Origin of the sequence: Nonomuraea sp. NPDC059194 (genome assembly GCF_042754765.1) — a bacterium.
Taxonomy (GTDB): domain Bacteria; phylum Actinomycetota; class Actinomycetes; order Streptosporangiales; family Streptosporangiaceae; genus Nonomuraea.
In genome coordinates this window covers 310941-336735 of record NZ_JBHZBH010000001.1, presented here as the reverse complement: position 1 = coordinate 336735, position 25795 = coordinate 310941, and the positions used below count along the sequence as shown (strand labels likewise).

Genomic DNA, 25795 nt, shown 5'->3' with positions numbered 1-25795 from the left:
GCTGGAATCCATGAGGACCTATTCGCTCGCTGACGTCTACGCGACACGTAAGCGGAGAGACTCCTGGTGGACCGTGTACTTCGTGGATCCGGTCGCCTGCCGGGTCGCGCTGGTCGTGGCGAACCGCACCCGCATCACGCCGAACGCGCTCACGGTCTTCTCGCTTCTCGTCGGCATGACGTCGGCCGGGTTCCTCGCGGCCGGTGATCTCGTCGCGGGGGCGGTGCTGTTCTACCTGAGCTTCATGATCGACTGCGTGGACGGCAAGGTCGCCAGGCTCAAGGGCACGGGGACGCCGTTCGGACTGTGGCTCGACTACGTGGGCGACAGGATCAGGGTGGTGTGCTGCGCCGCCGGTCTCGCCTACGGCCAGTACGCGGCCACGGGGAGCGTCGACTTCATCCTGCTCGGCGCCGCCGTGGCCGTACTCGACCTGTTCAGGTACGTCAACGCGCCGCAGATGAAGCGGGTCAGGGAGACCATCAGGGAAGGCATCGCCGCGAGCGCTCCGCAGCTGCCCGCGCCGAGACCGCACCAGCCGCTGCCGCAGCAGCCGTTGCCGCAGCAGCCCCTACCCAGGCAGCCGCTGCCCCGGCAGCCCTTGCCCCGGCAGCCGCTGCCGGACCAGCCGCGCCCGCATCATCCTGCACCGCATCATCCTGCACCGCATCATCCTGCACCGCATCATCCGGTGCCGCACCAGCCGGTGCCGCACCCGGGGGCGGAGGCTCCGCGACCGTACGTGACGGGGGAGCCGCCCTCGCGGCCACCGCGGTCGTCGGCGTCGCGCCGCCGCCTGCTGCGCAGGCTCAACCGGGCCCTGGCCAAGCGGAGGGTCAGATCCCACCTGATCAGCGGCATCGAGTTCCACGCCGCGGTCTTCGTGATCGCGCCGGTGCTGGGGCAGGGGGCGCTGATCCCCATCACGTCGGTGGTCAGCGTGCTGCTCCTGGCCAACGAGATCTTCCTTGTCTATCGGATGTGGCTCTTCACCCGCCGCAACAGCGCGGTCCCCATGCCGGAGGAGAGCCGCGAGCACGTGCTAATCGGGGGTTCACCAAATGTCTGACAGGCCGGTATTCGTCGTCGGCTGCCCGCGCTCGGGCACCACGATGCTGCAGCTGATGCTCCACTCGCACCCGCGGCTCTCGGTGCCGCCGGAGACCAGGTTCCTGGTCCCCATCTACCAGAAGCGCCGCTCGTTCGGCGACATGCGGCAGGCCGCCAAGCGGCTCGCGCTGGCCGAGTGGATGTCCAGCGACCGCACCACCAAGTTCCACGAGCTGGGCCTCGACAGGGACGACTTCATCAGGCAGGTCGTCGACGGCCCTGGCTCGCTCGGCTCGGTGATCGGCACCGCGTTCAAGATGTACGCCGACCGCTTCGGCAAGGCCCGGTGGGGCGACAAGCGGCCGAGCTACGTCAAGCAGGTGGACATGCTCGTCAGGCTGTTCCCCGACGCGCAGTTCGTGCACCTGATCAGGGACGGCCGCGACTGCGTCTCCTCGCTGAAGGAGATGCCGTGGTTCACCCACAGCTCCTTCCACGCGATGTCCACCTGGGCGGAGGCGATCGACGCCGGCCGGCGGCTGCGCAAGATCATGCCGGAGGACAGCTACTACGAGCTGCGCTACGAGGATCTGACCGACGACCCGTCGACCGAGCTGAAGAAGCTCTGCCACTTCCTCGACGAGGACTTCGAGCCCGCGATGTGCTCGCCGCGCGAGGCGGCCAGCGTCGCGGTGCCCGTCCACAAGGTGTGGCACAGCAACACGCACGGCGAGGTCCTCAGGTCGCGGGTGGGCAGCTGGGCGACGCGCCTGGAGAACTGGGAGCTCAGGCTGTGCGAGCAGGTGCTCGGCGAGCGGCTCGAGGCCAACGGCTACGAGCTGAGCGGCGCCCCCAAGGCGTCCAGGGAGCACCTCGTCCGCCTGCAGAAGGTCATGCAGAAGCGGCGGGGGTCGCGGATGCGCAAGGCCATGCGTGACCGGTTCAACCGGCTGCGCGAGCCCGGTCCCGTGCCGGCGCTGCTCACCTCGGGTCAGCGCGCGCTCGCCGGGCTTCCCCCGCAGCGGGTCGAGATGGAGCTTCCGCAGCACGTCATGTGAGTGCCCTCGTCGGCGCGCCGGAGGAGGTTTCCGCAGTGCGTCACGTGGCGTCTTTCCATCGCGTCACGTGGCGTCTCCTCAGCGCGCCAGATGAGGTCTCAGCGCAACAGGTGAGGTCTCAGCGCATCAGGTGAGGTCTCAGCGCAACAGGTGAGGCCTCAGCGCATCAGGTGAGCGAAGAGCTCTTCCCAGCGGTCGAGCACGGGTTCCATGCGGAACCCCTCGGCCCTGGCGCGAGCGGCGGCGCCCAGTCGCCGCCGCTCGTCCGCCGACTCCATGAGGACGGCGAGCCGTTCGGCGAAGGCGGGCACGTCACCGGGCGGCGCGAGCAGCCCGCCGATCGAGCGCACCCCTCCCGAGACGTCGAAGGCGACCGACGGCAGCCCGTGCGCGGCCGACTCCATCAGCACCAGCGGCAGGCCCTCGTGCTCGCTGGACAGCGCGACGATCGAAGCGGCGAGATACTCCCGTTCCATGGCGCCCGAGTCCACGCGTCCCCTGAACACCACCCGGTCGGCCACACCCTCCTGCCGCGCCCACGCGCGCAGCCGTGGCTCCTCCGGCCCGTCGCCGACCAGGTGCAGCTCCCACGGTGGCGCGGACGCCTTGGCGAAGGCGCTGATCAGCCTGTCGAACCGCTTCACGCCCGCCAGCCTGCCCACGCCCAGCACCCTCGTGGCGGTCAGCTCCGCCCGAGCCTCGGGCCAGCTCTGCAACGGGTTGGGCAGCGACCAGGCGTTGGGCAGCAGGGCGTGCTCGGAGAACAGCCACGCGTCGTCCTCGCTGAGGAAGACCGCCTGGTCGAGCGCGCCGTAGTGGCGCCTGATGGAGCCGAGGTGCGAGCAGCCGCGGGCGTGCTGGTAGGAGCCGTGGTACTGGCCGATGGTGCGCGTCCGCGCGGGAAGCAGCCCCGACAGCCGCGTCACCACCCCCGGCGAGGTCAGTACGGCGAAGCGGGGCCCGATCCCGGCCAGCAGCCTGCGGGCGCGCCGCTTGTCGAAGACGGACCAGCGCGGGGATCCGCTGATCACGTGTCGCGGGTAGCGGGGCCGCCCGCCGTACCCGAAGGGGTCCTGCGCCCGGTGCAGGCCGACGACGTGCACCTCGTGGCCGCGCCCCGCCAGCCCCTGGGCGAGCCGGTGGGTGACCTGCTGGATCCCGCCGAGGGTGTCGGCGTCCAGGCAGGCGAAGACGACCCCGCTCACGAAGCGCTCCGCAGCTGTGGCCGTTCCCGCACCGGTGTGGCAGACGCGCCGAAGAAGTCGGCCACGACCCTGGCGGCGGCGTCGCCCCGCTCCTCCTCGCACCACAGCCGCCGCGCCGCGGCGTACTTGGCGGCGAAGGAGGCGTGCACGGCGGGCAGGTCACGCAGGCACTCGACGAGTTCGGCGGTCGTGGTGAGGCACGGGCCCGGAGCGATGGCGGGCAGGTCGGTGTTGACGCCGCGCTCGGTCAGCCGGTACTCGTCCCAGTCGTCGACGAAGAACAGCATCGGCTTGCCCGTCACCGCGTAGTCGCACATCACGGAGGAATAGTCCGTCAGCAGCGCGTCGGAGACCAGGAGCAGGTCGTTGATCTCGGGATAGGAGCCCGCCGGCCGGACGAAATGGAGCAGGTGCTGGGGCACCTTGTAGCGCTCGACCGGGTGGGTGCGCAGGATCAGCACCCATTCGTCCGACACCGCCTCCGCCAGCTCCTCCAGGTCCACCCTGACCGACACGCCCGAGCCCTTGGCGCTGTCGCGGTAGGTGGGCGCGTAGAGGAGGATCCGGCGGCCCGGCGGGATCTCCAGCCGTTCGCGCAGGCCTTTGGGCGGAACGCCGCGCACCAGCGCGTCGCAGCGCGGCGTGCCGTACCGCAGGACGCGGCCCTCGTAGCCGAGGGCGGGCACGAAGTAGCGGGAGAACGCGGCGCTCGGTGAGATCAGCGCGTCCCATCGGGCGACGGCCGCGCGCCACTGCTCGCGCGGCCCCGGCAGGTCGGCACGCAGGTCGGGGGCGTCGAAGCCGACCGACTTGATGCCCTGGCCGTGCCAGGTCTGCAGGTAGCGGGTGCCGTGCGGCTTGGGGTAGTCGAGCGGGAAGCCGTGGCTGTCGACCCAGACGCCGGCGCGGGCCATGGTCCAGACGTAGCGCCAGCTGCCGCGCCGGACGAGGGGGACGCCCGCGGGGAAGTTGGCGCGACCGCGGGCCACCGACCAGACGACGCGGACGGGCAGGCGGCGGCGCCGTACCTCCTCGTAGACGGCGCGAGGGCTGCCGGTGTAGCTCTTGCCGCAGTCGGCCTCGAACAGCGCCAGGTCGGCGCGGGGCGGGAGCACCTTGATGATCGCCTTGTAGGCCCCGAGCTTCAGCCTGGGCGTGCTCAGCCGGCGCAGCACTCCGCGTTTCAGCCTGGAGAGCACCACCCGGGGGGTGCGTCGCGGTCTCAGCCGCAGCTGACCGGCGCTGCCCTCGGCGCTGACCGTCAGGGGGCCGACGTCGAACGGCGCCATGCCGGGGTCGGCGAGCAGGGTGTCCGTCGTGGTGAGACCGTCGGGCCTGGTGAACCCGATGCGCGGGTCGCAGCGCTCCCGCACCTTCGCCAGGTCGAGGACGACCTCGCTGACCAGGCCGCCGTCGGGACACGCGACAGTATCGAGCGGCACTGTGACGGGGCCGCACCGAAGGAACGCGGTCCACTCGGTGAGGGCCGCGAAGGGGTCGTAGGTGCGCACTCTCATCCGCAGCCGCGTGCCGTCCGTCGCGAGCGCCACGACCTCGTGCCGCAGCCGGGAGGCGGTGTAGGGCAGCTCGGCCAGGCGCAGCGCGGTGATGTCCAGGCCGGGCTCGGGCGTGGCGCCCCAGTACGTGCGCCCCTCGCGCCTGACCACCTCGCGCGGCGGGGGCTGCGGGCCGTTCAGCGATCGGGCCGCCACCCGCAGGTCCTCGGCCCGGTCGGCGAGGATCAGCCGGCAGCACACCCGCACCGTCGGGTGCATCCGCTCGATCACCTCGCGCGGCACCTGCTCCAGGTACGGCCTGACCAGCGCGGCGAACTCCTTGGCCCACACCACGTCGCGCGAGGGCATCGGGTTGAGATAGACCCGCAGGTCGTGGCGGACGAAACGGTACTGCCGGTCGGGCACCAGGTCGCCGAAGCCGTGCGCGCGCAGGATCGCGTCGCTGCGCCTGGCCGCCTCGAGCCGGTGGCGGACGTTGTCCAGTTCCTTGGTGCTCATCGAGATCGACACGTGCTCGGGGGACCTGCGCCAGAGGTAGACCACCCACGGCACCACCGCGAACCTGCGCGCCGCGCAGTACAGCTCGGCGCCGAAGACGTGGTCCTCGTAGTGGATGTCCTCGGGGAAGCGCAGCGCGTGACGGCGCAGGAAGGAGACGTCGAACAGCTTGTTGGTGCTGAAGCAGTCGAGGAACAGCTCGGGCTCCTCGCGGATGCCCTCGACCACCCGCCGCCGCCCGAACAGCTGCGGGTAGTAGCGCTCGGTCCTGCCGGTCGGCTCGTGCAGCCGCGAGATCTGCCCTGAGACGAAGTCGGCGCCGGTCCGCTCGATCTCGGCCAGCATGCTCTTGCACGCGTGCCGGGGCAGCGTGTCGTCGCTGTCCAGGAACATGACGTACGGCGAGAGCGCCGCGTCGAGCCCGTCATTGCGCGGCGCCCCGCACCCGCCCGAGTTGACCTCCCTGCGGATGTAGCGGACGCGCGGGTCGGCCCGCATGAGCTCATGGGCCACGCGAGGGGTGTCGTCGGTGCTCGCGTCGTCCGAGATGATCACTTCGAGGCCGCGCAGCGTCTGCTCGAGCACCGAGTGGACCGCCCTCGGGAGGCGTCCGGCGTCGTTGTAGGTGATCACGACAACGGTGCAGTCCGGCATGCCTGTTCTCCCCCGAGTCCCGATGCTCGAAGGCAGACATTCCCCACCGATTCACCATGTGTCCCGACTTGATGGCCTTTTTGCCCGGATTTATCGGAGGATTCGTCGGATGAGCCACACCAGCAGCGCTATTCCGGCGATCGCTCCCACGATCGGCGCGATCCTCTTGAGCAGCGGCGCACCCGCGATCTCCAGCAGGTCGAGCGCCTCCTCGTCGGGTGTGCGGGAGGTGCGCAGCGTGCCGCTCGGCCTGACGTCCTCCTCCTCGACCTCGGGCACCGCGGCCAGGTGCCGCTCCTCGGCCTGCGACTCGCCCAGCAGGTCGGCCAGGTTCGCCGCGAACGTGTCGATGAGCTTGGCGCCCACCTCCGCCATGACGCCCCTGCCGAACTGCGCGGGCCTTCCCGTGACGTTGAACGCCGTCTCGACCTTCACCGAGGTGACCTCGTCGGAAGGAGTCAGCCGGGCGGTGACCGTGGCGCTGGCGGTGCCCGAACCACGGGCCTCCTTGCCCGAGGCCGCGAGTGTGAGGGCGTAGGCGTCCTTGTCGACGTCCTCGAGCCTGGCCGTTCCCCGGTAGGTGACGGTGATCGGGCCGACCTTCACCTTCATCCTGCCGGTGAACTCCTCTCCCTCGACGATGTCGAGCGTCGCCCCCGGCAGGCACGGCGCCACCCGCTCGACGTCGAGCAGCGCCGCCCAAGCCTGCTCGATCGGAACAGGAACCGTGAACTCGTGCTCGAACCGCATCGCCATCGATCCGCTCCTTCCACCTGACTGGTCGCGCTCTCCCAGCCTCGTCCTTGGGACCCCCGCTGACTACCCCCGGTGCGGGCCCTCAGCCCCATCCCGCACCGCTTCCTCCTCCCGGCGCCCGCCGCCTCCCTCGGGGCCGCGCCGCGCCGCTCCTTCTGGCGCCCGCCGCCTCCCGCAGGTCTGCGCCCTGCGCGCGACCCTGGGAGAACCGCACCAAGGGCGGTGGGAGAGGGCCGGGCAGGCCCCCTCCCACAACACCTCGCGGGTCAGGGCGAGCCGGCCGCCGCGCGGATCGCCCGCTGCGTCAGCACCTGGGCCAGATGCCGCCGGTAGTCGGGCTGGGCGTGCAGGTCGGCCGTGGGCGAGGTGCCCTCCGCCGCCTCCGAACACGCCCGCGCGACCGCGTCGCCGAGCTCCGCCCCGCGCAGCGCCGCCTCCGTCGCCGACGCCCGCAGCGGAGTCGGCCCCATGTTCGTCAGGCCGATCCTCGCCTCCTCGATCGAACCGTTCGACCGGCGGACCGCCGCCGCCACGCCGACGATCGCCCAGGCCTGCGCCGTACGGTGGAACTTCTCGTAGTGGAAGCCCCACCCCGGCCCCAGCTTGGGCACCCTGACGCCGAGCAGGATCTCTCCCGGCCCGAGCGCCGTCTCCAGGTAGTCGAGGAAGAAGTCCGCGGCGGGGATCTCCCTCGACGAGGTCACCATCACGCACTCCAGCGCCAGCGCCACCGCGGGCAGGTCGCCCGCCGGGTCGGCGTGGGCGAGGGAGCCGCCGAAGGTGCCGCGGTGCCGTACCGCGGGGTCGGCGACGGTGGCGGCGGCCAGGGCCACGAGCGGGCAGCCCGCGGTGACCTCGGGCGAGCGCATCACCTCGTCGTGCGTGGCGGTCGCGCCGATGAAGACGTGCTCGCCCTCGTCGCGGATGCCGTTGAGCTCGCTGAGCCCGCTGACGTCCACCAGCAGCGACGGGTAGGCCAGCCGCAGGCGCAGCAGCGGCAGCAGCGACTGCCCGCCGGCCAGGACCTTCGCGTCCTCGTCGGCGGCCAGCGCCTCGCTCGCCTCCTGCAGGGAGGCGGGCCGCAGGTAGTCGAACTGGGCCGGGATCATCGGATGGCCCTCCAGATCCGTTCGGGCGTGCATGGCATCTGGATGTCGTGGACGCCGCGCGGCCGCAGCGCGTCCACGACGGCGTTGACGACGGCGGGGGTGGAGGCGATCGTGCCGGCCTCGCCGACGCCCTTGACGCCGAGCGGGTTGGACGTCGCCGGCGTCTCGGTCCTGTCGGTGACGAAGTCGGGCAGATCTGCGGCCGAGGGCAGCAGGTAGTCGGCCATGGTCGTGGTCAGCAGGTTGCCGTCGGCGTCGTGGACGGCCTCCTCGAACAGCGCCTGCGCGATGCCCTGCGCGAGCCCGCCGTGCACCTGACCCTCGACGATCAGCGGGTTGACGACCCGGCCGACGTCGTCGACCGCCACGTACTTGCGGATCTTCACCATGCCGGTCTCGGTGTCGACCTCGACCGCGCACAGGTGCGTGCCGTGCGGGAAGGAGAAGTTCTCCGGATCGAACGTGGCGTCGGCGTCGAGCCGTGGCTCCACGCCGTCGGGCAGGTCGTGCGCGGCGAACGCGGCCAGCGCCAGCTCCTGGATCGTCTTGCTCGACGTGGTCCCCTTCACCGTGAACGAGCCCTGGACGAAGTCGAGGTCGTCGGGCGAGCACTCGAGCGCGTGCGCGGCCAGTTTCCTGGCCTTGTCCTTCACCTTCTCGCACGCCTGCAGGACGGCCATGCCGCCGACGACCAGCGAGCGCGAGCCGTAGGTGTCCATGCCCTTGTGCGAGATCGCGGTGTCGCCGTGCATGACCGCGATGTCCTCGAACGGCACGCCGAGCGAGTCGGCCACGATCTGGCTCCACGCGGTCTCGTGGCCCTGGCCGTGCGGCGAGGTGCCGGTGACGACCTCGACCTTGCCGGTGGGCAGCATGCGCACCGACCCGTGCTCCCAACCGCCCGCTCCGTAGCTGAGCGAGCCGAGCACCCTGCTGGGCGCCAGGCCGCACATCTCGGTGTAGGTGCTGACGCCGATGCCGAGCTGGACCGGGTCGCCCCTGTCGCGCCGGTCGGCCTGTTCGGCGCGCAGCTTGTCGTAGCCGAACAGCGCCAGCGCCTTCTCGGTGGCCGCCTCGTAGTTGCCGGAGTCGTAGGTGAGCCCCGCGATCGTGGTGTACGGGAACTCCTCGTGCCTGATCCAGTTGCGCCTGCGCACCTCGATGGGGTCGAGGTTCAGCTCGGCCGCGAGCTCGTCCATGACCCGCTCGATGGCGTAGGTGGCCTCGGGACGGCCGGCGCCGCGGTAGGCGTCGGTCGGCATCTTCGTGGTGAAGACGCCCGTGCAGTCGAAGCGGTAGGCGTCCATCTTGTAGATGCCGTTGAACATGAACGCGCCCAGCAGCGGCACGCCCGGCGTGACCAGCATGAGATAGGCGCCCATGTCGGCCAGCAGGTCGACCTTCACCCCCCTGATCCTGCCGTCGGCCTCGGCGGCCAGCGTGATGTGCTGGATCTGGTCGCGACCGTGGTGCACGGTCAGGTTGCCCTCCGAGCGCGACTCGGTCCACTTGACCGGCTTGCCGAGCTTCCTGGTCAGCAGCAGGCAGAGCACCTCCTCCGCGGTGACCTGCAGCTTGGAGCCGAACCCGCCGCCCACGTCGGGCGCGATGATCCGCAGCTTGTGCTCGGGCACGCCGGTGGTCAGCGCCAGCATCACCCTCAGCACGTGCGGGACCTGCGTCGCCGTCCACATCGTGATGCCGTCGCCGTCGGTCGTCGCGACGACCGCGCGTGGCTCCATCGCCGACGGGATGAGGCGCTGCTGGACGTAGGTGCGGTCGATGAGCACCGGCGCGTCCCTGAACGCGGCCTCCAGGTCGCCCTGGGCGAACGTCCACGTGAACGCCTTGTTGCCGGCCTCGTGCACCTTTGGGCTGGCGTCGGTCAACGCCTCCGTCATGTCCATGACGGGCGGCAGCGGCTCGTAGTCGACGTCGATCGCGTCGAGCGCGTCGGCGGCCAGGTATCTGTCGGTGGCCACCACGCAGGCGACGGCCTCGCCCGGGTAGCGCACCTCGCTGACGGCCATCGGCGGGTGGTCGGGGATGACGACGTCGTCGCTCACCGGCCACGCGCACGGCAGGCTGCCCTGTTCGTCGGCGAAGTCCTGGCCGCTGAAGGCGGCCACCACGCCAGGCATGCCCTTGGCGCCCGACACGTCGACGCCGGTGATCCTGGCGTGCGCCATCGGGCTGCGCTTGAAGGCGACGTACAGCATGCCGGGCAGCTGAATGTTGTCGGTCCACTGGGTACGGCCGGTCAGCAGCCGGGCGTCCTCCTTGCGCCTGCGCGCCCTGCCGACCTCCCTGCCCTCGCCCGGCTCGGACAGCGCGCCGCTCTCGGCCACCTGCTGGGCCACCAGGCCCGCGTCGAGTTCTTCGGTCATGGTGTCTTCACCGCCGCGCCTCGCCGTACCGCTCTGACGATGTTGCAGTAGCCCGTGCACCGGCAGAGGTTGCCCTCAAGGCCCTCCCTGATGGCCTCCTCCGACGGGTCGGGGTTCTGCCTGAGCAGGTCGATGGCGGCCATGACCATGCCGGGGGTGCAGTAGCCGCACTGCAGCGCGTGCTCCTCGTGGAAGGCCTGCTGCATCGGGTGCATGGCGCCGTTGGTCGCCAGGCCCTCGATGGTGACCACGTCGCCGCCGTCGGCCTGGACGGCGAGCACGGAACAGCTCTTCACGCTCTTGCCATCGAGCATGACGGTGCAGGCGCCGCAGTTGCTCGTGTCGCACCCGACAGGAGTGCCGGTCTTGCCCAGCCGATCTCGGAGCAGGTGCACGAGGAGGAGCCGCGGCTCCACATCCTCCTCGTAGCGGATTCCGTCGACGGTGACGGCGATGCGAGGCATACGTCCTCCCTCGATTCCTGAGGTTCAACGAGAAAGGTGCGGGCCCGGCCCGCCGCGTCGCCCGCTCGGAGCGAGGGCGGCGGTCCGGGGGCGGTTTCTCATTGATAAGTGGAACGTACGCCTAACAAACGCCAGGTCAAGAGCGGCGGATAGACCTCGCCACGATCGCGACCACCCCGGCGAGACCCAGACCGCCGATCAGCAGCGACAGCAGGAGCACGAAGTCGTCGATGACGCCGGTGACCAGAAGGATGCCGACGACCACGAACAGCAGGCCGCTGAGCAGGGCCATCCAGTCGGTCCGGTGGAGCAGGCGCTGCCGGGGAGCCTGCTGGTGGGTCACGTCAGGCCGCAACGCGCACCTCCATGTCGCCGATGCCGCCCTTGAGGTTCAGCACGATGGTCGGGACCGCGCCCTTCGGCGGCGTCTCAGGCTCCAGCACCTTGTCGATCTCCACGTCGGTGCCGCCCTCGAAGGCCTGGCCGACCGTGATGTCGCCCACCCGCGATTTGGCGTGGACCTCCACCCGCGCCGTCGGCGGCACGATCACCACGAGTTCCCCGACCGCCACCTTGGCGTTGAACGTCACGTTCGCTCCGGGGGAGAGCGTCAGCTCCGACAGGTCCAGCGTGCCGTCGCCGATGCCCACCTCGTAGGCGCGCTCGGCCTCGGCCATGGTCGTCGGCGTCCACGTGGCGGTGCCGATCTGCCTGGGCACGTCGCCGAGCATCAGGCTCGCGCTGATGACCATGATCAGGACGGTGCCGAGAGCGACGAGCCCGGCCCCACGGCCGAGCCAGGTGGCCACCAGCAGGCCTGCGCCGATGGTGATGAGCATGGCGCCGCCCACGGCGGTGAGGCTCGGGACGGTGGATCCTGAGGTGGCTTGGGCGGCCACGACGATCCCTCCAACGATCAATGCCAGCAGGACGGTGACCGCACCGGTGAACGACCTGCGTCGCCTCGGGCGCGGAGCGGTGACCTGCTCGCCGTAACGGCCCAGGTCGTAGGGGGAGTGGCCGGCCCGTCTGCGCGGGTCGAGCGGCTGGTAGGGGCCGTGCGGGGCGAACGGCTCGCCGTAGGAGAAGGCGGGCTGCCGCTGCGGCGCCGCGGGCTGCCCGGGTGCGGGCGGCCTGGGCGGCGTCGGCTGGTACGGCGGCGCCTCGGGGACCTCGTTGACCCTCGTCGGCGCAGGGGTCTCCTGAGTCTCGGGGGTTTCGCGGGTCTCCTGCGATGGCGTCTCCGGAGCCTCGGCGGGTCGCGGCTCCACGGGGGCCTGTGCGGTGGTGCGGAAGGACGCGGTCTCGAAAGCCGCCGTCGGCGGGGCCTCGCGCCGTACCGGAGCGGGCTCCCTGCGGAAGGCGGCGGGCGCGGGCTCGTAGCCGATGTCCTCGGGAGCGATCGGCTCGGTCCTGCGGTTGAGCCGCTCGGGCAGCGACCGCGCGAGCGCGGGCAGGTCGACCCCCCTGGCGTGCGCGGTCAGCAGCACGATCGCCATGAGCGTGGCCACCACCAGCGTGCCGGTGCCGAACCAGACCGTGGCCAGGTTGACGATGAGCCCGAACCCCGCGATGCCCGTCAGCAGCGCGAACACCGCCTCGGCGTCGAAGTCGCGGCGCGTCCACTGCTCGACGTAGCCGGGGCGGCCGTTGAACTCCTTCATCAGCAGGAAGGCCGCGATGTAGAGGAACAGGCCGATGCCGGAACCCAGCACCAGCAGGGCGAAACCGACGCGGAAGACCACCGGGTCGATCCGCGTGTAACGGCCGAGGCCCGCGCACACGCCGGTGACCATCCTGCCCTCGTCACTGCGTCTGAGCACGCGAGGTGGGGCTGACTGGTCGGTGGGCGGTGCTTCGGTCATGGCACCATCGTGGCGTGCGCGGCTCTCGGCCGCATCCGGGACTCCCCTGAGGCGACCCCGAGAAGGGGAACCAGGGCTCTCCCCTGATGTCCGGCACGACCGCGACGTGTGACTATTGCGGTGTTATGGCTGACCAACAGACTCTGCGCGAGACGGACGACGCGCCCTTTCCCCGCCTGACCCGTCCGATGGAGGCGCGGCTGGTGGGCGGCGTCGCCCAGGGGCTCGCCGACCAGCTGCGGCTGGACCCCATCGTGATCAGGCTGAGCTTCGTGCTGCTCAGCGTCGTGGACGGCGTGGGCATCGCCGCCTACGCCGTCCTGTGGATGATCACGCCGCGCAGGCAGGCCGAGGGCCCGGTTCCCGCGCGCGACTGGAGCCAGTTGTCCGCCTTCATCGCGATCGGCGTGGCGCTGTTCGCGTTCGGGTGGCTGACCGGCGCGTCCAAGGGCGGGCTCGGCATGTTGCCGTTCGCCGTCGGCGGCATCGGCATGCTCATCCTCTGGCAGCAGGCCGATCCCGAACGGCGCAAGAGCTGGGTCAGCGGCGCCACCAAGGGCATGCGCAAGAACCGCGTGCGCACGCTGCTCGGCGTGATCCTCGTGGTCGTCGGCGCGATCGGCTTCCTGGCCCTCCAGGGAGAGCTGGACGCCGCCAGGCCAGGGCTGCTCTACACGGCCGTCGTCGTCGGCGGCCTGGCGGTCATCGCCGCGCCGTGGCTGGCGGGCATGTGGAAGGAACTGCAGCTCGAACGGCGCGAGCGCATCAGGCAGGAAGAGCGCGCCGAGGTCGCCGCGATGGTGCACGACTCGGTGCTGCACACGCTGACCCTGATCCAGCGCGTCGCCCACGACCCGCGCGAGGTCACCAGGCTGGCCCGGGCGCAGGAACGCGACCTGCGCAACTGGCTGTACCAGCCGGCCCAGGACGCCGACGCCACGCTCGCCGCCGCCGTACGGCGGATCGCGGCCGAGGAGGAGGACGCGCACGGCGTGCCCATCGAGGTCGTCTGCGTGGGCGACATGGAGCTCGACTCGGGCGGCAGGCTGGGGGCGATGCTCAAGGCGTCGCGGCAGGCGATGGTCAACGCCGCGAAATACTCTGAAAGCCCGGTCATCTCCGTCTATGCGGAGGTAGAGGGTGAAGAAGTCACCATTTTCGTGAAGGATCGGGGCAAGGGCTTCGATCTGGGTGAGGTGCCTCTGGACCGCATGGGGATCAGGGAGTCCATCATCGGAAGGATGGAGCGCCACGGCGGCAGCGCCAGGGTGCGCACCGAGCCCGGGGAGGGCACGGAAGTGATGTTGACGATGAAGGTGGAGAAATGATTCGCGTGCTGATCGTCGATGACCATCGGTTGTTCCGTTCCGGCGTGCGCGCCGAGCTGGGCGACTCGATCCAGGTCGTGGGCGAGGCCGAGGACGTCGAGTCGGCGGTGAAGGCGATCGCCGCGCTCGAACCCGACGTGGTGCTGCTCGACGTGCACATGCCCGGCGGCGGCGGCCAGGAGGTGCTGCGCAGGGTGCTCGGCGCGGGCTCGCAGGTGCGGTTCCTGGCCCTGTCGGTCTCCGACGCCGCCGAAGACGTGATCGGCGTGATCAGGGGAGGGGCGCGCGGCTACGTCACCAAGAACATCAGCGGCCGCGAGCTGACCGACGCCATCCGCCGCGTCTCGGACGGCGACGCGGTGTTCTCGCCCCGACTGGCGGGCTTCGTGCTCGACGCGTTCGCCTCGACCGAGGCGCCCTCCATCGACCCCGAGCTCGACTCGCTCACCCAGCGCGAGAGGGAGGTCCTGCGGCTGATCGCGCGCGGCTACGCCTACAAGGAGATCGCCAAGGAGCTGTTCATCTCCGTCAAGACCGTGGAGACCCACGTGTCGTCGGTGCTGCGCAAGCTGCAGCTGTCCAACAGGCACGAGCTGTCGCGCTGGGCCACCGCCAGACGCCTCGTGTGAGCCGCTCGTCAGCGTCCGGTGCGTGAGCGGTGCGTGGGCTCGGCCACCGTACCTCTCATGAACATTCTGGTTTCCGGCGCGAGCATCGCCGGCCCCGCCCTCGCCTTCTGGCTCAGCAAGTACGGCTTCGACGTCACGATCGTGGAGCTGTCGCAGGGCCTCAGGCCCGGTGGGCAGGCGATCGACGTGCGCGGTCCTGCCCTCGACGTGGCCGCGCGGATGGGCCTGCTGGAGGAGATCCGCGCCGTCAAGGTGGACATGCGCGGCATGTCCATGGTCGACGCCGACGGCACCGAGATCTACCGCTCCGAGGAGCGCACGGTCACCGGCGGCGATCTCTCCAGCCCCGACATCGAGATCCTCCGCGACGACCTGAGCCGGATCATGGCCGGGGCGGCGCAAGGCGTGGAGTACCTTTTCGGCGACTCCATCCGGGAGATCGTCCAGGACGCCGACGGCGCGCACGTCACCTTCGACAGCGGGCTGCGCCGTACCTTCGACATCGTGGTGGGCGCCGACGGGCTCCACTCCAACACCCGCAGGCTGGTCTTCGGCCCCGAGTCCCGCTTCAGCCGTCACCTCGGCACCTACCTGGCGGTGTGGACCGCGCCCAACATCCTCGGCCTCGACCGCTGGCAGGTCTTCCACCAGGTGCCGGGCGGCGAGTGGGGCGGCGGCGTGATGAGCGTGCGCGGCAACAGCGAGGCACGCGTCTACATGGGGTTCGAGTCGGAGCCGCTCGACTACGACCACCGCGACGTCGCCGCGCAGAAGCGCATCCTGCAGCAGCGGTTCGGCGGCGCGGGATGGGTGCTGCCCGAGCTGCTCGGGCACATGTGGGAGGCCGCGGACTTCCACCTCGACTCGATGTCGCAGATCCACATGGACCGCTGGTCGAGCGGCAGGGTCGTGCTGCTCGGCGACGCGGGCTACTGCGGCTCGCCGCTGTCGGGTCAGGGCACGAGCATGGCGATGGTGGGCGCCTATGTGCTGGCGGGCGAGCTGGCCGGGGCAGGGGGCGACCACGTGGCCGCCTTCGCGGCCTACGAGCGGGAGCTGCGCGAGTACGTCAGGCGCAACCAGGAACTCGCCTACACCAACAAGGCGAGAATGGAGGCCGAACAGGCGGGGGTGGAGTTCGACGGGGAGGACTTCGCCGAGGTCGCAGGGGGCCTGACCTTGAAGGACTACTAGTCTCATGCGACATTTCGGTTATGGGCAGAGACGTGCCAGTTGTCGTGTTCAGTCGAGACGATCGACGGAATTATCGTGACAAAGTGCGGCGAAATCTGGACACCTTTGCCCAGATGTTGCGGGAGTCGCGCTTCGCGTTCGACCACCCCCGAGCAGGGCTGGAGATCGAACTCAACCTGGTCGACGAGCGCGGCGAGCCCGCGATGCGCAACGCGGAGGTCCTCGCCGCCATCGCCCAGCCCGACTGGGCGACCGAGCTCGGCCAGTTCAACGTCGAGATCAACATCGCGCCCCAGCGCCTGGACGGCGACGGCGCGCGCGTCCTGGAGGAGTCGGTGCGCGCCAGGCTCAACCACGCCGAGGAACGCGCCCGCTCCGAAGGCGGCCACCTGGTCCTGATCGGCATCCTGCCGACGCTGCGCCAGGAGGACACCCACGAGGGCACGCTGTCGGCCAACCCCCGCTACAAGCTGCTCAACGAGCAGATCTTCGCCGCCAGGGGCGAGGACCTGCACCTGCTCATCGAGGGCGTCGAACGGCTCGACACCTACGCCGACAGCATCACCCCCGAGGCCGCCTGCACCAGCGTCCAGCTGCACCTGCAGATCAGCCCCGAGGCGTTCGCCGCCCACTGGAACGCCGCCCAGGCCATCGCGGGGCCCCAGGTGGCCGTCGCCGCCAACTCGCCCTACCTGTTCGGCAGGCAGCTGCACAGCGAGACCAGGATCACGCTGTTCGAGCAGGCCACCGACACCCGTCCCACCGAGCTCAAGAGCCAGGGGGTACGGCCCCGCGTGTGGTTCGGCGAGCGTTGGATCACCAGCGTCTTCGACCTGTTCGAGGAGAACGTCCGCTACTTCCCCGCGCTCCTGCCGATCTGCTCCGACGAGGACCCCCGCGAGGAACTGCAGGCGGGGCGCATCCCGTCCCTCGACGAGCTCACCCTGCACAACGGCACCATCTACCGGTGGAACCGGCCCGTGTACGCGGTCGTCGAAGGCACCCCGCACCTGCGGGTGGAGAACCGCGTCCTGCCCGCGGGGCCCTCGGTCCTCGACATCGCGGCGAACGCGGCCTTCTACTACGGGCTCATGCGCATGCTGCCCAACGCCGGACGGCCCGTGTGGAGCCAGATGTCGTTCGCCGCCGCCGAGGAGAACCTGGCGAGCGCGGCCAGGCACGGGCTCGACGCCCGGCTCTACTGGCCGGGGCTCGGCGACGTGCCCGCGGCCGAGCTGATCCTGCGCAGGCTGCTGCCGATGGCGGCCGAAGGGCTCGCCCAGTGGGGCGTCGACGGGCCCGTCGCCGACCGGCTGCTCGGGGTGATCGAGGGCCGCTGCCTGCTGGAGCGTACGGGGGCGACGTGGCAGGTGGAGGCGGTCGAGGCATACGGCGGCGACCGGCGGGAGGGGCTGCGCAGGATGACGCTGGAGTACATCGAGCGCATGCACAGCAACGAGCCCGTGCACAGCTGGACCCTTTGACGTTCCCCGAGGCCCCCCGGGCGCGGGTCCCGGCGAACGGATCCGCCCAGGCGCGGGTCCCGGGCGGGCGGGGCAGGATGGAGACATGACCGCGCGCCTTCTGCTCGCCGCCCTGCTGGCCCTCGTGCTCACCGCGTGCGGCGGTACGGCAGGCGGCTCGGGCTCCGCCCGTTCCACCGACGTCGTCAGGGGCGACACCTTCGAGGAGGATGTCCAGCTCGCCAAGGTCTACGGCGAGCAGTTCTGGAAAGCGCAGTTCGAGGCGCTCGGCCGTACCTACGAGCCGGTGACGGAGTTCATCCCCTACCGGGGCGAGGACGGGCCTTCTTGCGGCGGCGAGCCCTCCACGCCGGAGAACGCGTTCTACTGCCCCGACGGCCACTTCATCGCCTACGACCGCGACTGGCTGGACTCGTTCTGGGAGAAGCTCGGCGACGGCTCCACCTATCTGATCATCCTGCACGAGATCGGGCACGCCGTACAGGCGCAGCAGGGGACGGAGTTCCGGCTCAACGTGGAGCGGGAGCTCCAGGCGGACTGCTACGCGGGCGCGGCGCTGGCCGGGCTGGTGAAGGCCAACGTGCTGAACCCGGAGGAAGGCGACGACACGGAGCTGATGGCCAACCTGGAGGCCGCGGGCGACCCCAGCGACGACTGGTTCAGGCCCGACGCCCACGGCACCGCGCAGCAGCGCCAGCGGGCGTTCACCAACGGCTACGCCAACGGCGTCGGCGCCTGCTGAGCCGTCTGCTGATGCAGGCGGAACCGCCTGCCGACGTAGGCGGAAGGCGCCTGCTGACGTAGGCGGGAGTACGCCGCAAGGGTGATGCGGGCGGCGCTCCGGCGGTCTAGCGTGAGCGCATGCCACTGGGGAACCTCTGGGAGATCGGCTGGTTGCGGCGGGGAGCCTGCAGGACCAGCGATCCCGATCTCTTCTTCCCTCCGGCGCCGTCACCGGCGCAGGAGGCGCAGGCCAAGGCGGTCTGCTCGGGTTGTCAGGTGCTCGCCGAGTGCCGGGCCTACGCGCTGCGGGCGGGGGAGTCGGAGGGCATCTGGGGCGGCCTCACCCCAGATGAGCGCAGACGGCTGCGCTTTCCCGCCGGATGGCGGCAGCGGAGCGCATAACCTGCAAGGGTGCTGCTTCGATCCCTCGCCGTCCTCGTCGCGGCCAACATCATGAACAACCGCGTCGCCCCCAGGCTCGCGCCCCTCACCTCGGCCCTGGCCACCGGCGCGCTGGTCGCGATGGCGAGGAGGTCGGGCCTGTCGTGGGAGGAGATCGGCTTCACCCACGGGCTGCGCGGCGCCAAGGCGGGCGCCGCGCTGGCCGCCGTCGTCGCGGCCGGATACACCGTGGGCATCGCCGTGCCGCACACGCGCGCGCTGTTCCACGACGAGCGGGCGCTGTCGCTGTCGAAGGCGGAGGTGGTCGAGGCGGCGCTGCTGCAGGTGCCCGTCGGCACGGTCCTGCTGGAGGAGGTCGGCTTCAGGGGCGCTCTGTACGGCATGCTGCGCCGCGAGCACGGCACGGTGACGGCCACGGCGGTCTCGTCGGCGTTGTTCGGGCTGTGGCACATCCTGCCCGCGATAGAGCTGGCCCGCGCCAACCCCGCGCTCGGCGAACTGACCTCGGGCGGCGCCACCGGCGCGGCGATCGCGTTGGCCTCGGATGGCACCTCCAGCGTGCCGGTCTCGGGTGGTGCCGATGTGGTCAAGGTCGTCGTCGGCGGCGTCCTGTCCACGGCAGCGGCGGGCGTGCTGTTCTGCGAGCTGCGCCGCAGGGGCGGGCTACTGGCCCCCTCGCTGCTGCACCTGGCCACTAACTCGCTGGGGTATCTGTTCGCCCGAATCGCCCCCGCGCCACCAGCTCGACGGTGACGAGCACCGCGACCGCCTCCGCCGCGATCAGCGAGACCAGCACCACGAGCTGCACCACGCCCGCCTCCAGCGGCTCGGCCCCGCCCAGCAGCATTCCCACGAACGCGCCCGGCAGCGTCACCAGCCCGACGGTCCTGGTCTGGTCGAGCACGGGGATCAGCGCCTGGGCGGCGGCGGGACGGCAGATCTCCAGGTTGGCGTCCCTGTCGAGGAAGCCGAGCGACAGCGCCGCCTCGACCTCGCCCTTGCGCTGACGCAGCTCGTCGAGGGCGCGTTTGCCCGCCAGCGCGGTGGCGGTGAGGCAGCCGCCGAGCAGGATCCCGGCGATCGGGATGACGGTGATGCCGCGCATGGGGGCAACGCCGGTGCCGAACAGCGCGACCAGGACGGGCAGGGTGCCCGCTGCGATGGGGAGTGCGGCGGGCCAGGGGCGGTCCTTGGCGATGCGGCGGCCCGCGGTGATGGCCGCCACGCCGTACATGACCAGCAGGAAGGCGGCGACGGCGGGTGGTGCGCCGACCACCCACGCGATCACCAGGGAGACGGCGCCCAGCTGGAGGGCGGCGCGCAGGCTCGCGGTGAGGACGGCGCGGGCGTGGCCGAGCCCGCCCAGCCCCGCCACGGCGGCGCCGCCCACGGCGAGCAGCACGACGACGGCGACGAGCGCGGGGGTGAGCGTGAGTCCCATGCAGAGGTTCTACCTGGGACCAGGGCTCGCCCGCGTGATGCCGCCCTGACCCGCGCGGATCGGAGTGGCGACCCGCGTGGATCAGGGAGCGGGAGGCCCGCGTGGATCGGGGGTTGGGGGCTCGTGTGAGTGGGGGGACGCCCGTGGACGGGGGCGGAGGTTCGCGTCGATCAGGCGGTGGGGACCACCTGGAAGGCCTCGGCGTAGCGGCCCTCGCCCAGGCCGCCCTTCAGCGCGATGCCCGCCCAGCGCTCGCGGACGAAGTCCTCGAAGCCCTCGTGGTGGCCGACCTGGCTCACGTGCGCCGACAGCGCGGTGATCTTGCGGTCGATGGTGTCGGTGATGTCGACCCAGTGGTTGGGGTCGGTGCCGCCGATCAACCACACCTCGCCGACCGTCCATGCCTCGAGGTCGGCCAGTTCCTCGTAGGCGTAGGGGTTGCGCGCGTCGGGGTAGACGGCGTCGAGCGTGGCCGCGCCGACCGCGCGGTGGTCGGGGTGGCTGGGGCCGATGAACTGGTAGTTGCGCTCGGGCGTGCTCGTGATCACCACATCGGGACGCACCTGGCGGATCACCCTGGCGATGTCACGGCGCAGCTCGATCGTGGGCTCCACCCTGCCGTCGCGGTAGCCCGACAGGAAACGCACGTCCGTGACACCGACCGCCTTGGCCGCCATGGCCTGCTCGGTCCTGCGCAGCTCGGCCATGCCCTCGCCGTCGAGATCGCGCTCGTGGCCGCCCGCGTCTCCTGACGTGACGAGCAGGTAGGTCACCTCGATGCCCTTGTCGACGAACTGCGCGATCGTTCCGGCCGCGCCGAAGTCGACGTCGTCGGGGTGCGCGGTCACCACCAGGACGCGGGTGATCTCCATGATCTCTCCTTCGGAAGGGGGTCCAATCAGGCAACCCTGACGGGCGGTGGCGCATTCCTGGACGCGTTTGTCGGTGGCGCGCTTTACCCTAGGTCCGTGCCCACCCAAGTCTCTGTTGACCACCCCTTGCTCGACGGCCTCAACCCGCAGCAGCGCGAGGCCGTGATCCATCACGGCAGCCCCCTGCTCATCGTCGCGGGGGCGGGGTCAGGCAAGACGCGGGTGCTCACCCATCGCATCGCCTATCTCCTGGCCGAGCGCCAGGTCCATCCCGGCGAGATCCTGGCGATCACGTTCACCAACAAGGCCGCCAAGGAGATGAAGGAGCGCATCGACAAGCTGATCGGCCCGCGCTCCAAGGCCATGTGGGTGATGACCTTCCACAGCGCCTGCATGCGCATCCTGCGCAGGGAGGCCAAGCGCCTGGGCTACCCGTCCAGCTTCTCCATCTACGACCAGGCCGACTCCCAGCGGCTCATGGCGATGGTCTGCCGCGAGATGGACCTCGACCCCAAGCGCTACCCGCCGCGTTCGTTCTCCGCTCAGGTCAGCAACTTCAAGAACGAGCTGATCGACTACGAGAGCGCCATCGACAGGGCGGGCTCCCACCTGGAGAAGACGCTCGCGCAGGCCTACAAGGCCTATCAACTCAAGCTGACCGAGTCCGGCGCGATGGACTTCGACGACATCATCATGAACACCGTGGTGCTGTTCCAGCTCTTCCCCGAGGTGGCCGAGCACTACCGGATGCGCTTCAGGCACGTGCTCGTCGACGAGTACCAGGACACCAACCACGCCCAGTACATCCTGATCAGGGAGCTGGTCGGGCGGCCGCAGCTGACGACCGTCGACGGCGAGCCCGTGCGATCGGGCTCCGATCAGTCCGAGCTGTGCGTCGTCGGCGACGCCGACCAGTCGATCTACGCCTTCCGCGGCGCGACGATCCGCAACATCCTGGAGTTCGAGCGCGACTACCCCGACGCGCGCACGATCCTGCTGGAGCAGAACTACCGCTCCACCCAGAACATCCTGGCCGCCGCCAACTCGGTCATCTCGCGCAACGAGTCGCGCAAGCCGAAGAACCTGTGGTCCGACCAGGGCGACGGGCCGAAGATCGTCGGATACGTGGCCGACAACGAGCACGACGAGGCCATGTTCGTCGCCCAGGAGGTCGACAAGCTCACCGACGAGGAGGGCGTGCGGCCCGGCGACGTGGCCGTCTTCTACCGCACCAACGCGGCCTCCCGCGTGTTCGAGGAGATCTTCATCCGCACCGGCCTGCCGTACAAGGTGGTCGGTGGGGTGCGCTTCTATGAGCGCAAGGAGGTCAAGGACCTGCTGGCCTACCTGCGGGTGCTGGCCAACCCCAACGATGTGGTCTCCCTGCGCCGCATCCTCAACGTGCCCAAGCGCGGCATCGGCGACCGCGCCGAGGCGCTGGTCGAGGCGCTGTCCTCGCGCGAGCGCATCTCCTTCTGGGACGCGCTGCGCAGGGCCGACGAGGCGTACGGCATGGCCACCAGGTCGCTCAACGCCATCCGCGAGTTCGTCGCGCTCATCGAGGATCTGATCGGCAAGGGCGAGGGGATGCCGCCCTCGGCGCTGGCCGAGGAGATCCTGGTGGCGACCGGCTACCGCGCCGAGCTGGAGGCCTCCGAAGACCCGCAGGACGAATCGCGCCTGGAAAACCTCAACGAGCTCGTCTCGGTCGCCTCCGAGTTCGAGGAGGCCAACCCCGAGGGCACGCTGGTGGAGTTCCTGGAGCAGGTCTCGCTGGTGGCCGACGCCGACCAGATCCCCGAGGGCGACGGCGGCCAGGGCGTGGTGACGCTCATGACCCTCCACACGGCCAAGGGCCTGGAGTTCCCCGTCGTCTTCCTCACCGCGATGGAGGACGGCGTCTTCCCCCACATCCGCTCGCTCGGCGAGCCGAAGGAGCTGGAGGAGGAGCGGCGCCTGGCCTACGTCGGCATCACCAGGGCCGAGCAGCGTCTCTACATCACGCGGGCGGCGGTGCGCAGCTCGTGGGGCTCGCCGTCGTTCAACCCGGCCTCCCGCTTCGTGAACGAGGTGCCCGCCAAACTCATCGAGTGGCGCACCGATCCGGAGAAGTCGGCGTGGAGCGCGGCCACGGCCCGCAAGGAGAGCCCGGCACCGGCGGCCAGGAAGACCGGAGGCAGGCAGATGCCGTCGCTGGCGCCCGGCGACCGCGTCACCCATGACGCTTTCGGCCTGGGCACCGTGGTGTCCGTCGACGGCGTGGCCGAGAAGACCAAGGTCAAAATCGATTTCGGCAGCGGCGGCGAGAAGACGCTCCTGCTGGCCTACGCCCCGTTGGAGAAACTCTAGGTGTATCCGGGCGGGGGATGGTCGCGGGAGCTCCGGGTCTGGTAGCCAGGTCCTGTGACCCGGCTCCAGATCGTCTTCGAGGTCGTGGCGGGCGTCCTGTTGTTCGTGGTCGGTCCTGTCGGGATGATCTACCTGACGATCAACGGGCCTCCCTTGGAGATCGACGGCCTGACCGACCACGGCAAGCACGTCGCCATCGGGTTCGGCTTCTTCTGCCTGTGCGGGGGCGTTGCCCACCTGGTGTTCTGGCTTTCGCCAAAGGGCCGCACCGGCACCAAGCCCGCGGCCGGTGCGGACTCCGACGGCGGTGGCTAGGCGACTGGGTTGAGCTCCTGTCGGATGGCCTGCCCCGCCGCGCGGTGCTCGGCGGCGGCGGCCGGGTCCGTCTCGTCGAGCACGGCCGCGATGCCCTCGTGGGCCAGTGCCTCCTGGTGCCGGTAGCCCATCTTCGGGGCCAGCTCGAGTGCCTCACGGTGCAGGCGCAGGGCCTCGTCGGGCAGGCCGGCCAGGCGGCAGGTCTCGCCGTACCCGTTGAGGAAGTGAATCTTCCAGTGTTCCTCGAACAGCTCGTCCAGGAGCGCGAACGCCTGCCGGTGGCTTGCCAGCGCCTCCTCGTAGCGGCCCATCTGGCGTAGGGCGACGCCCAGGCAGTTGAGACCCCACGCCTCGTTGTGTTTGTGGCCGTCCTCGCGGGCGAGCTCCAGGGCTTGGTGCAGGTGCTCCGCGGCCTCGTCGGGTTGCTCGTCGGCGATGGCCATGCCAAGGGTGATCCGAGCAGTCAGTACGGCAGGCCAGGACGGGTCGGCGTGCGCGATGTCCAGCACCTCGCGGGACAGCCGCGCCGCCTCTTCGCGGTGTCCCAGCTGCAGCATCGCCCAAGCCTCGTCGGCGGTCGCATGGGCCGCGCCCATGGGGCAGTCGGCGTCCGCGTACAGCCTCCCCGCCAGCCTGAAGAGGTCGAGTGGCTCCTCCACATAGCCCTCGTCCCACCTCAGGTAGCCGCGGCGCATGGTCAGATCCGCCTCGGAGCGGGTGTCCCCGGCCTGGGAGATCAGCGGTGCCGCCGCCGCGTACGCGGCGCCGGCCTCCATCATCCGGCCCGCGTTGTAGCGGGCGAAGCCGAGGTCGCTGTGCGCCTCGGCCAGTTGCCACGGATCACCCAGGCGCTGGGCGGCCGCCAGCGATCGCTCGAACAGGACGTTGAGGTGCGTCGTGCCGCAGCGCCGCGCGAAGAACGCCCGCATGAAACGCGGCAGTTCGCACGCGTGCGCGTCGGCTCCGGTGGCGATCGCCACCTCGAAGGCGCCCATCAGGTTGGTGTACTCGGTGACGAACCAGTAGAGCGCCGCATGCTTGCTGGGGAACCGCGGCAGCTCGGCAGGCGGCCGGCCCGCGGAGGCCGCGCGGCTGCCTGACTCGTACGGCATGGCGGCGTCGGCGGCCGCCGCCGCGTGCACGTAGTAGTCGAGCACCCGGCCCAGCGCCTGATCCCGCTCCGCCGGGGAGTCCTCTTCCGCCGAGGCTCGGCGCGCGTGCTGGTGCACCAGGTCGTGCAGCGTGTAGCGACCGGCCGACGGCTGCTGGACGAGGTGCGCGTCGAGCAGGTCCTCCAGCATCGCCCGGGCGCTGCGCAGCGGCACGTCCGCCAGCGCCGCGGCCACGTACTCGTCGAAGGACGATCCGGACAGCAGCCCCAGCAACCGGAACAACCGGCGCTCGGCCCGGTCGAGCTGCCGGACGGACATGGCGAACGCGGTGTCGAACTCGCTCGCGCCCTCCGCCATACGCTCGACGAGGATGCCCACGGTCCATCCCGGCCGGTGCCGCAACCGCGCCCCGGCCAGCCGCAGGGCCAGCGGAAGGTGGCCGCACAACCGCAGCACCTCGGCCGTGGACTCCGGGTCGCGGGCCAGCCGGCCGTCCGGGCCGCTGGGATCGCCGCTGGCGCGGGCCAGCAGTTCCGCACTTTCCTGCGGGGTCAGCACGTCCAGCGACACCGGCGGCACCTCCTCCAGGCCCAGCAGCCGGTTGCGGCTGGTGATCAGGGCGACGGAGGCGCCTGCGCCGGGTAGCAGCGGGCGGACCTGGTCAGCGCTGGCGACATTGTCGAGGACCACGACGGCCCGCCGGCCGGCCAGTTCCGACCGCCAGCAGGCGGCCAGCGGTTCGATGCCACCCTCCTGCGGGATCTTCTCCGACGGGACGTCGAGCGCGGCGAGCAGTGCCCGTAGCGCGGGATCGGGATCGAGCGGTTCCCGCCCGTCGGTGAACCCGTGCAGGTCCAGATAGAGCTGGGCGTCCGGGTATTCGGCGGCGAGCTGGTGCGCGGCGTGCACCGCCAGACAGGTCTTGCCGACGCCCGCCATACCGTCGACGGCGACCATCCGGCTGCTGTCCACCGCGGCGAGGACGGCGGCGAGCTGATCCTGACGTCCGGTGAAGTCGGGCACGTCGCGCGGCAGATCGTTGCGGGGCGGGCGCGGGGCGCCGGCGGGCGGCGACGGGGGCTGGACCTGGCGGCTCGTCTTCGGGGGCGCCGGCAGGGGGTTCGTCGCTCGTTCCCACAGGGGGCGCAGTGGGCGGGGGTCGCGCTTGACGAGGCGGCAGAGCTCGATCACCGCGGACCAGGGTGGCACCGACTGGCCGCTGAGGTAGCGCGACAGCGACGACGAGCTGAGGCCCGTGTCCCGCGCGAGGGCCCGCACGCCGCGCCCGGACAGCTCCTGGAGCAGCCGGAGCCGGGCGGCCAGTTCGTCTTGGGGGTCTGCCTTCGTCACTGTGTCGCGCCTCTCTGTCCCGTCGGGGAAGAA

The 25795-nt window shown here is 70.9% G+C and carries 22 protein-coding genes; 11 read left to right on the top strand and 11 right to left on the bottom strand.

Going from position 1 to position 25795, the window contains the following annotated elements; genetic code table 11:
• Positions 1-10 precede the first annotated feature (10 nt).
• The gene (locus ACFXJ8_RS01575; protein ID WP_379641848.1) at positions 11-1069 is read left to right on the top strand and encodes a CDP-alcohol phosphatidyltransferase family protein; all 1059 of its coding nucleotides are present in this window, start codon (positions 11-13) and stop codon (positions 1067-1069) included.
• Entirely contained in the window at positions 1062-2108 is a 1047-nt protein-coding gene (locus ACFXJ8_RS01570; protein WP_379641847.1) for a sulfotransferase family protein, read from the top strand. The genes ACFXJ8_RS01575 and ACFXJ8_RS01570 overlap by 8 nt, the downstream gene beginning before the upstream one ends.
• A gap of 158 nt (positions 2109-2266) precedes the next feature.
• Here ACFXJ8_RS01570 and ACFXJ8_RS01565 read toward each other — a convergent pair whose 3' ends face one another.
• The 8 genes from ACFXJ8_RS01565 to ACFXJ8_RS01530 form a co-directional block, all read right to left on the bottom strand.
• Positions 2267-3313: a glycosyltransferase gene (locus ACFXJ8_RS01565; RefSeq protein WP_379641846.1), complete on the bottom strand. Its 1047-nt coding sequence runs from the start codon at positions 3311-3313 to the stop codon at positions 2267-2269.
• A complete protein-coding gene (locus tag ACFXJ8_RS01560; protein WP_379641845.1) occupies positions 3310-5982 on the bottom strand; it encodes a CDP-glycerol glycerophosphotransferase family protein in 2673 nt (890 codons plus the stop codon). The genes ACFXJ8_RS01565 and ACFXJ8_RS01560 overlap by 4 nt, the downstream gene beginning before the upstream one ends.
• 90 nt (positions 5983-6072) lie before the next feature.
• Positions 6073-6738 (bottom strand): SRPBCC family protein, encoded by a 666-nt coding sequence (locus ACFXJ8_RS01555; protein ID WP_379641844.1) that lies wholly within the window; start codon positions 6736-6738, stop codon positions 6073-6075.
• A 266-nt stretch (positions 6739-7004) separates the two neighbouring features.
• Complete coding sequence (locus ACFXJ8_RS01550; RefSeq protein WP_379642057.1) at positions 7005-7847, bottom strand: FAD binding domain-containing protein; 843 nt, start codon at positions 7845-7847, stop codon at positions 7005-7007.
• The gene (locus ACFXJ8_RS01545; RefSeq protein WP_379641843.1) at positions 7844-10234 is read right to left on the bottom strand and encodes a xanthine dehydrogenase family protein molybdopterin-binding subunit; all 2391 of its coding nucleotides are present in this window, start codon (positions 10232-10234) and stop codon (positions 7844-7846) included. Before ACFXJ8_RS01545 ends, ACFXJ8_RS01550 begins: the two co-directional genes overlap by 4 nt.
• Complete coding sequence (locus ACFXJ8_RS01540) at positions 10231-10698, bottom strand: (2Fe-2S)-binding protein (protein WP_379641842.1); 468 nt, start codon at positions 10696-10698, stop codon at positions 10231-10233. The genes ACFXJ8_RS01545 and ACFXJ8_RS01540 overlap by 4 nt, the downstream gene beginning before the upstream one ends.
• Positions 10699-10834: 136 nt before the next feature.
• The gene (locus tag ACFXJ8_RS01535) at positions 10835-11053 is read right to left on the bottom strand and encodes a hypothetical protein (protein WP_379641841.1); all 219 of its coding nucleotides are present in this window, start codon (positions 11051-11053) and stop codon (positions 10835-10837) included.
• The gene (locus tag ACFXJ8_RS01530) at positions 11043-12563 is read right to left on the bottom strand and encodes a PspC domain-containing protein (RefSeq protein WP_379641840.1); all 1521 of its coding nucleotides are present in this window, start codon (positions 12561-12563) and stop codon (positions 11043-11045) included. The genes ACFXJ8_RS01535 and ACFXJ8_RS01530 overlap by 11 nt, the downstream gene beginning before the upstream one ends.
• Before the next feature lie 125 nt (positions 12564-12688).
• Here ACFXJ8_RS01530 and ACFXJ8_RS01525 point away from each other — a divergent pair, with 125 nt between their 5' ends.
• From ACFXJ8_RS01525 to ACFXJ8_RS01495, 7 genes are all read left to right on the top strand, one after another.
• The gene (locus tag ACFXJ8_RS01525; RefSeq protein WP_379641839.1) at positions 12689-13891 is read left to right on the top strand and encodes a PspC domain-containing protein; all 1203 of its coding nucleotides are present in this window, start codon (positions 12689-12691) and stop codon (positions 13889-13891) included.
• A complete protein-coding gene (locus ACFXJ8_RS01520) occupies positions 13888-14520 on the top strand; it encodes a response regulator (RefSeq protein WP_379641838.1) in 633 nt (210 codons plus the stop codon). The genes ACFXJ8_RS01525 and ACFXJ8_RS01520 overlap by 4 nt, the downstream gene beginning before the upstream one ends.
• Before the next feature lie 57 nt (positions 14521-14577).
• Complete coding sequence (locus ACFXJ8_RS01515) at positions 14578-15714, top strand: FAD-dependent monooxygenase (protein ID WP_379641837.1); 1137 nt, start codon at positions 14578-14580, stop codon at positions 15712-15714.
• A gap of 83 nt (positions 15715-15797) precedes the next feature.
• A complete protein-coding gene (locus tag ACFXJ8_RS01510) occupies positions 15798-17198 on the top strand; it encodes a glutamate--cysteine ligase (RefSeq protein WP_379641836.1) in 1401 nt (466 codons plus the stop codon).
• 85 nt (positions 17199-17283) lie between these two features.
• A complete protein-coding gene (locus ACFXJ8_RS01505; RefSeq protein ID WP_379641835.1) occupies positions 17284-17940 on the top strand; it encodes a neutral zinc metallopeptidase in 657 nt (218 codons plus the stop codon).
• Between the two features lie 119 nt (positions 17941-18059).
• Positions 18060-18323, top strand: a complete 264-nt coding sequence (locus ACFXJ8_RS01500) for a WhiB family transcriptional regulator (RefSeq protein WP_379641834.1) — start codon at positions 18060-18062, stop codon at positions 18321-18323.
• A gap of 9 nt (positions 18324-18332) precedes the next feature.
• Positions 18333-19076 carry a CPBP family intramembrane glutamic endopeptidase gene (locus ACFXJ8_RS01495; RefSeq protein ID WP_379641833.1) on the top strand — a complete coding sequence of 248 codons (744 nt, stop codon included), beginning with the start codon at positions 18333-18335 and terminating at the stop codon, positions 19074-19076.
• Here ACFXJ8_RS01495 and ACFXJ8_RS01490 read toward each other — a convergent pair.
• Positions 19018-19764 (bottom strand): ABC transporter permease, encoded by a 747-nt coding sequence (locus ACFXJ8_RS01490; RefSeq protein ID WP_379641832.1) that lies wholly within the window; start codon positions 19762-19764, stop codon positions 19018-19020. The two genes, ACFXJ8_RS01495 and ACFXJ8_RS01490, sit on opposite strands and share 59 nt — an antisense overlap.
• A 170-nt stretch (positions 19765-19934) precedes the next feature.
• Positions 19935-20636 (bottom strand): PIG-L deacetylase family protein, encoded by a 702-nt coding sequence (locus ACFXJ8_RS01485; protein WP_379641831.1) that lies wholly within the window; start codon positions 20634-20636, stop codon positions 19935-19937.
• A gap of 96 nt (positions 20637-20732) precedes the next feature.
• Here ACFXJ8_RS01485 and pcrA point away from each other — a divergent pair, with 96 nt between their 5' ends.
• Complete coding sequence (gene pcrA, locus ACFXJ8_RS01480; RefSeq protein WP_379641830.1) at positions 20733-22985, top strand: DNA helicase PcrA; 2253 nt, start codon at positions 20733-20735, stop codon at positions 22983-22985.
• 54 nt (positions 22986-23039) lie between these two features.
• The gene (locus tag ACFXJ8_RS01475) at positions 23040-23300 is read left to right on the top strand and encodes a hypothetical protein (protein WP_379641829.1); all 261 of its coding nucleotides are present in this window, start codon (positions 23040-23042) and stop codon (positions 23298-23300) included.
• Here the strand turns inward: ACFXJ8_RS01475 and ACFXJ8_RS01470 are convergent.
• Positions 23297-25762, bottom strand: coding sequence for a tetratricopeptide repeat protein (locus ACFXJ8_RS01470; protein WP_379641828.1), 2466 nt, complete (start codon positions 25760-25762; stop codon positions 23297-23299). The two genes, ACFXJ8_RS01475 and ACFXJ8_RS01470, sit on opposite strands and share 4 nt — an antisense overlap.
• Positions 25763-25795: the final 33 nt, after the last annotated feature.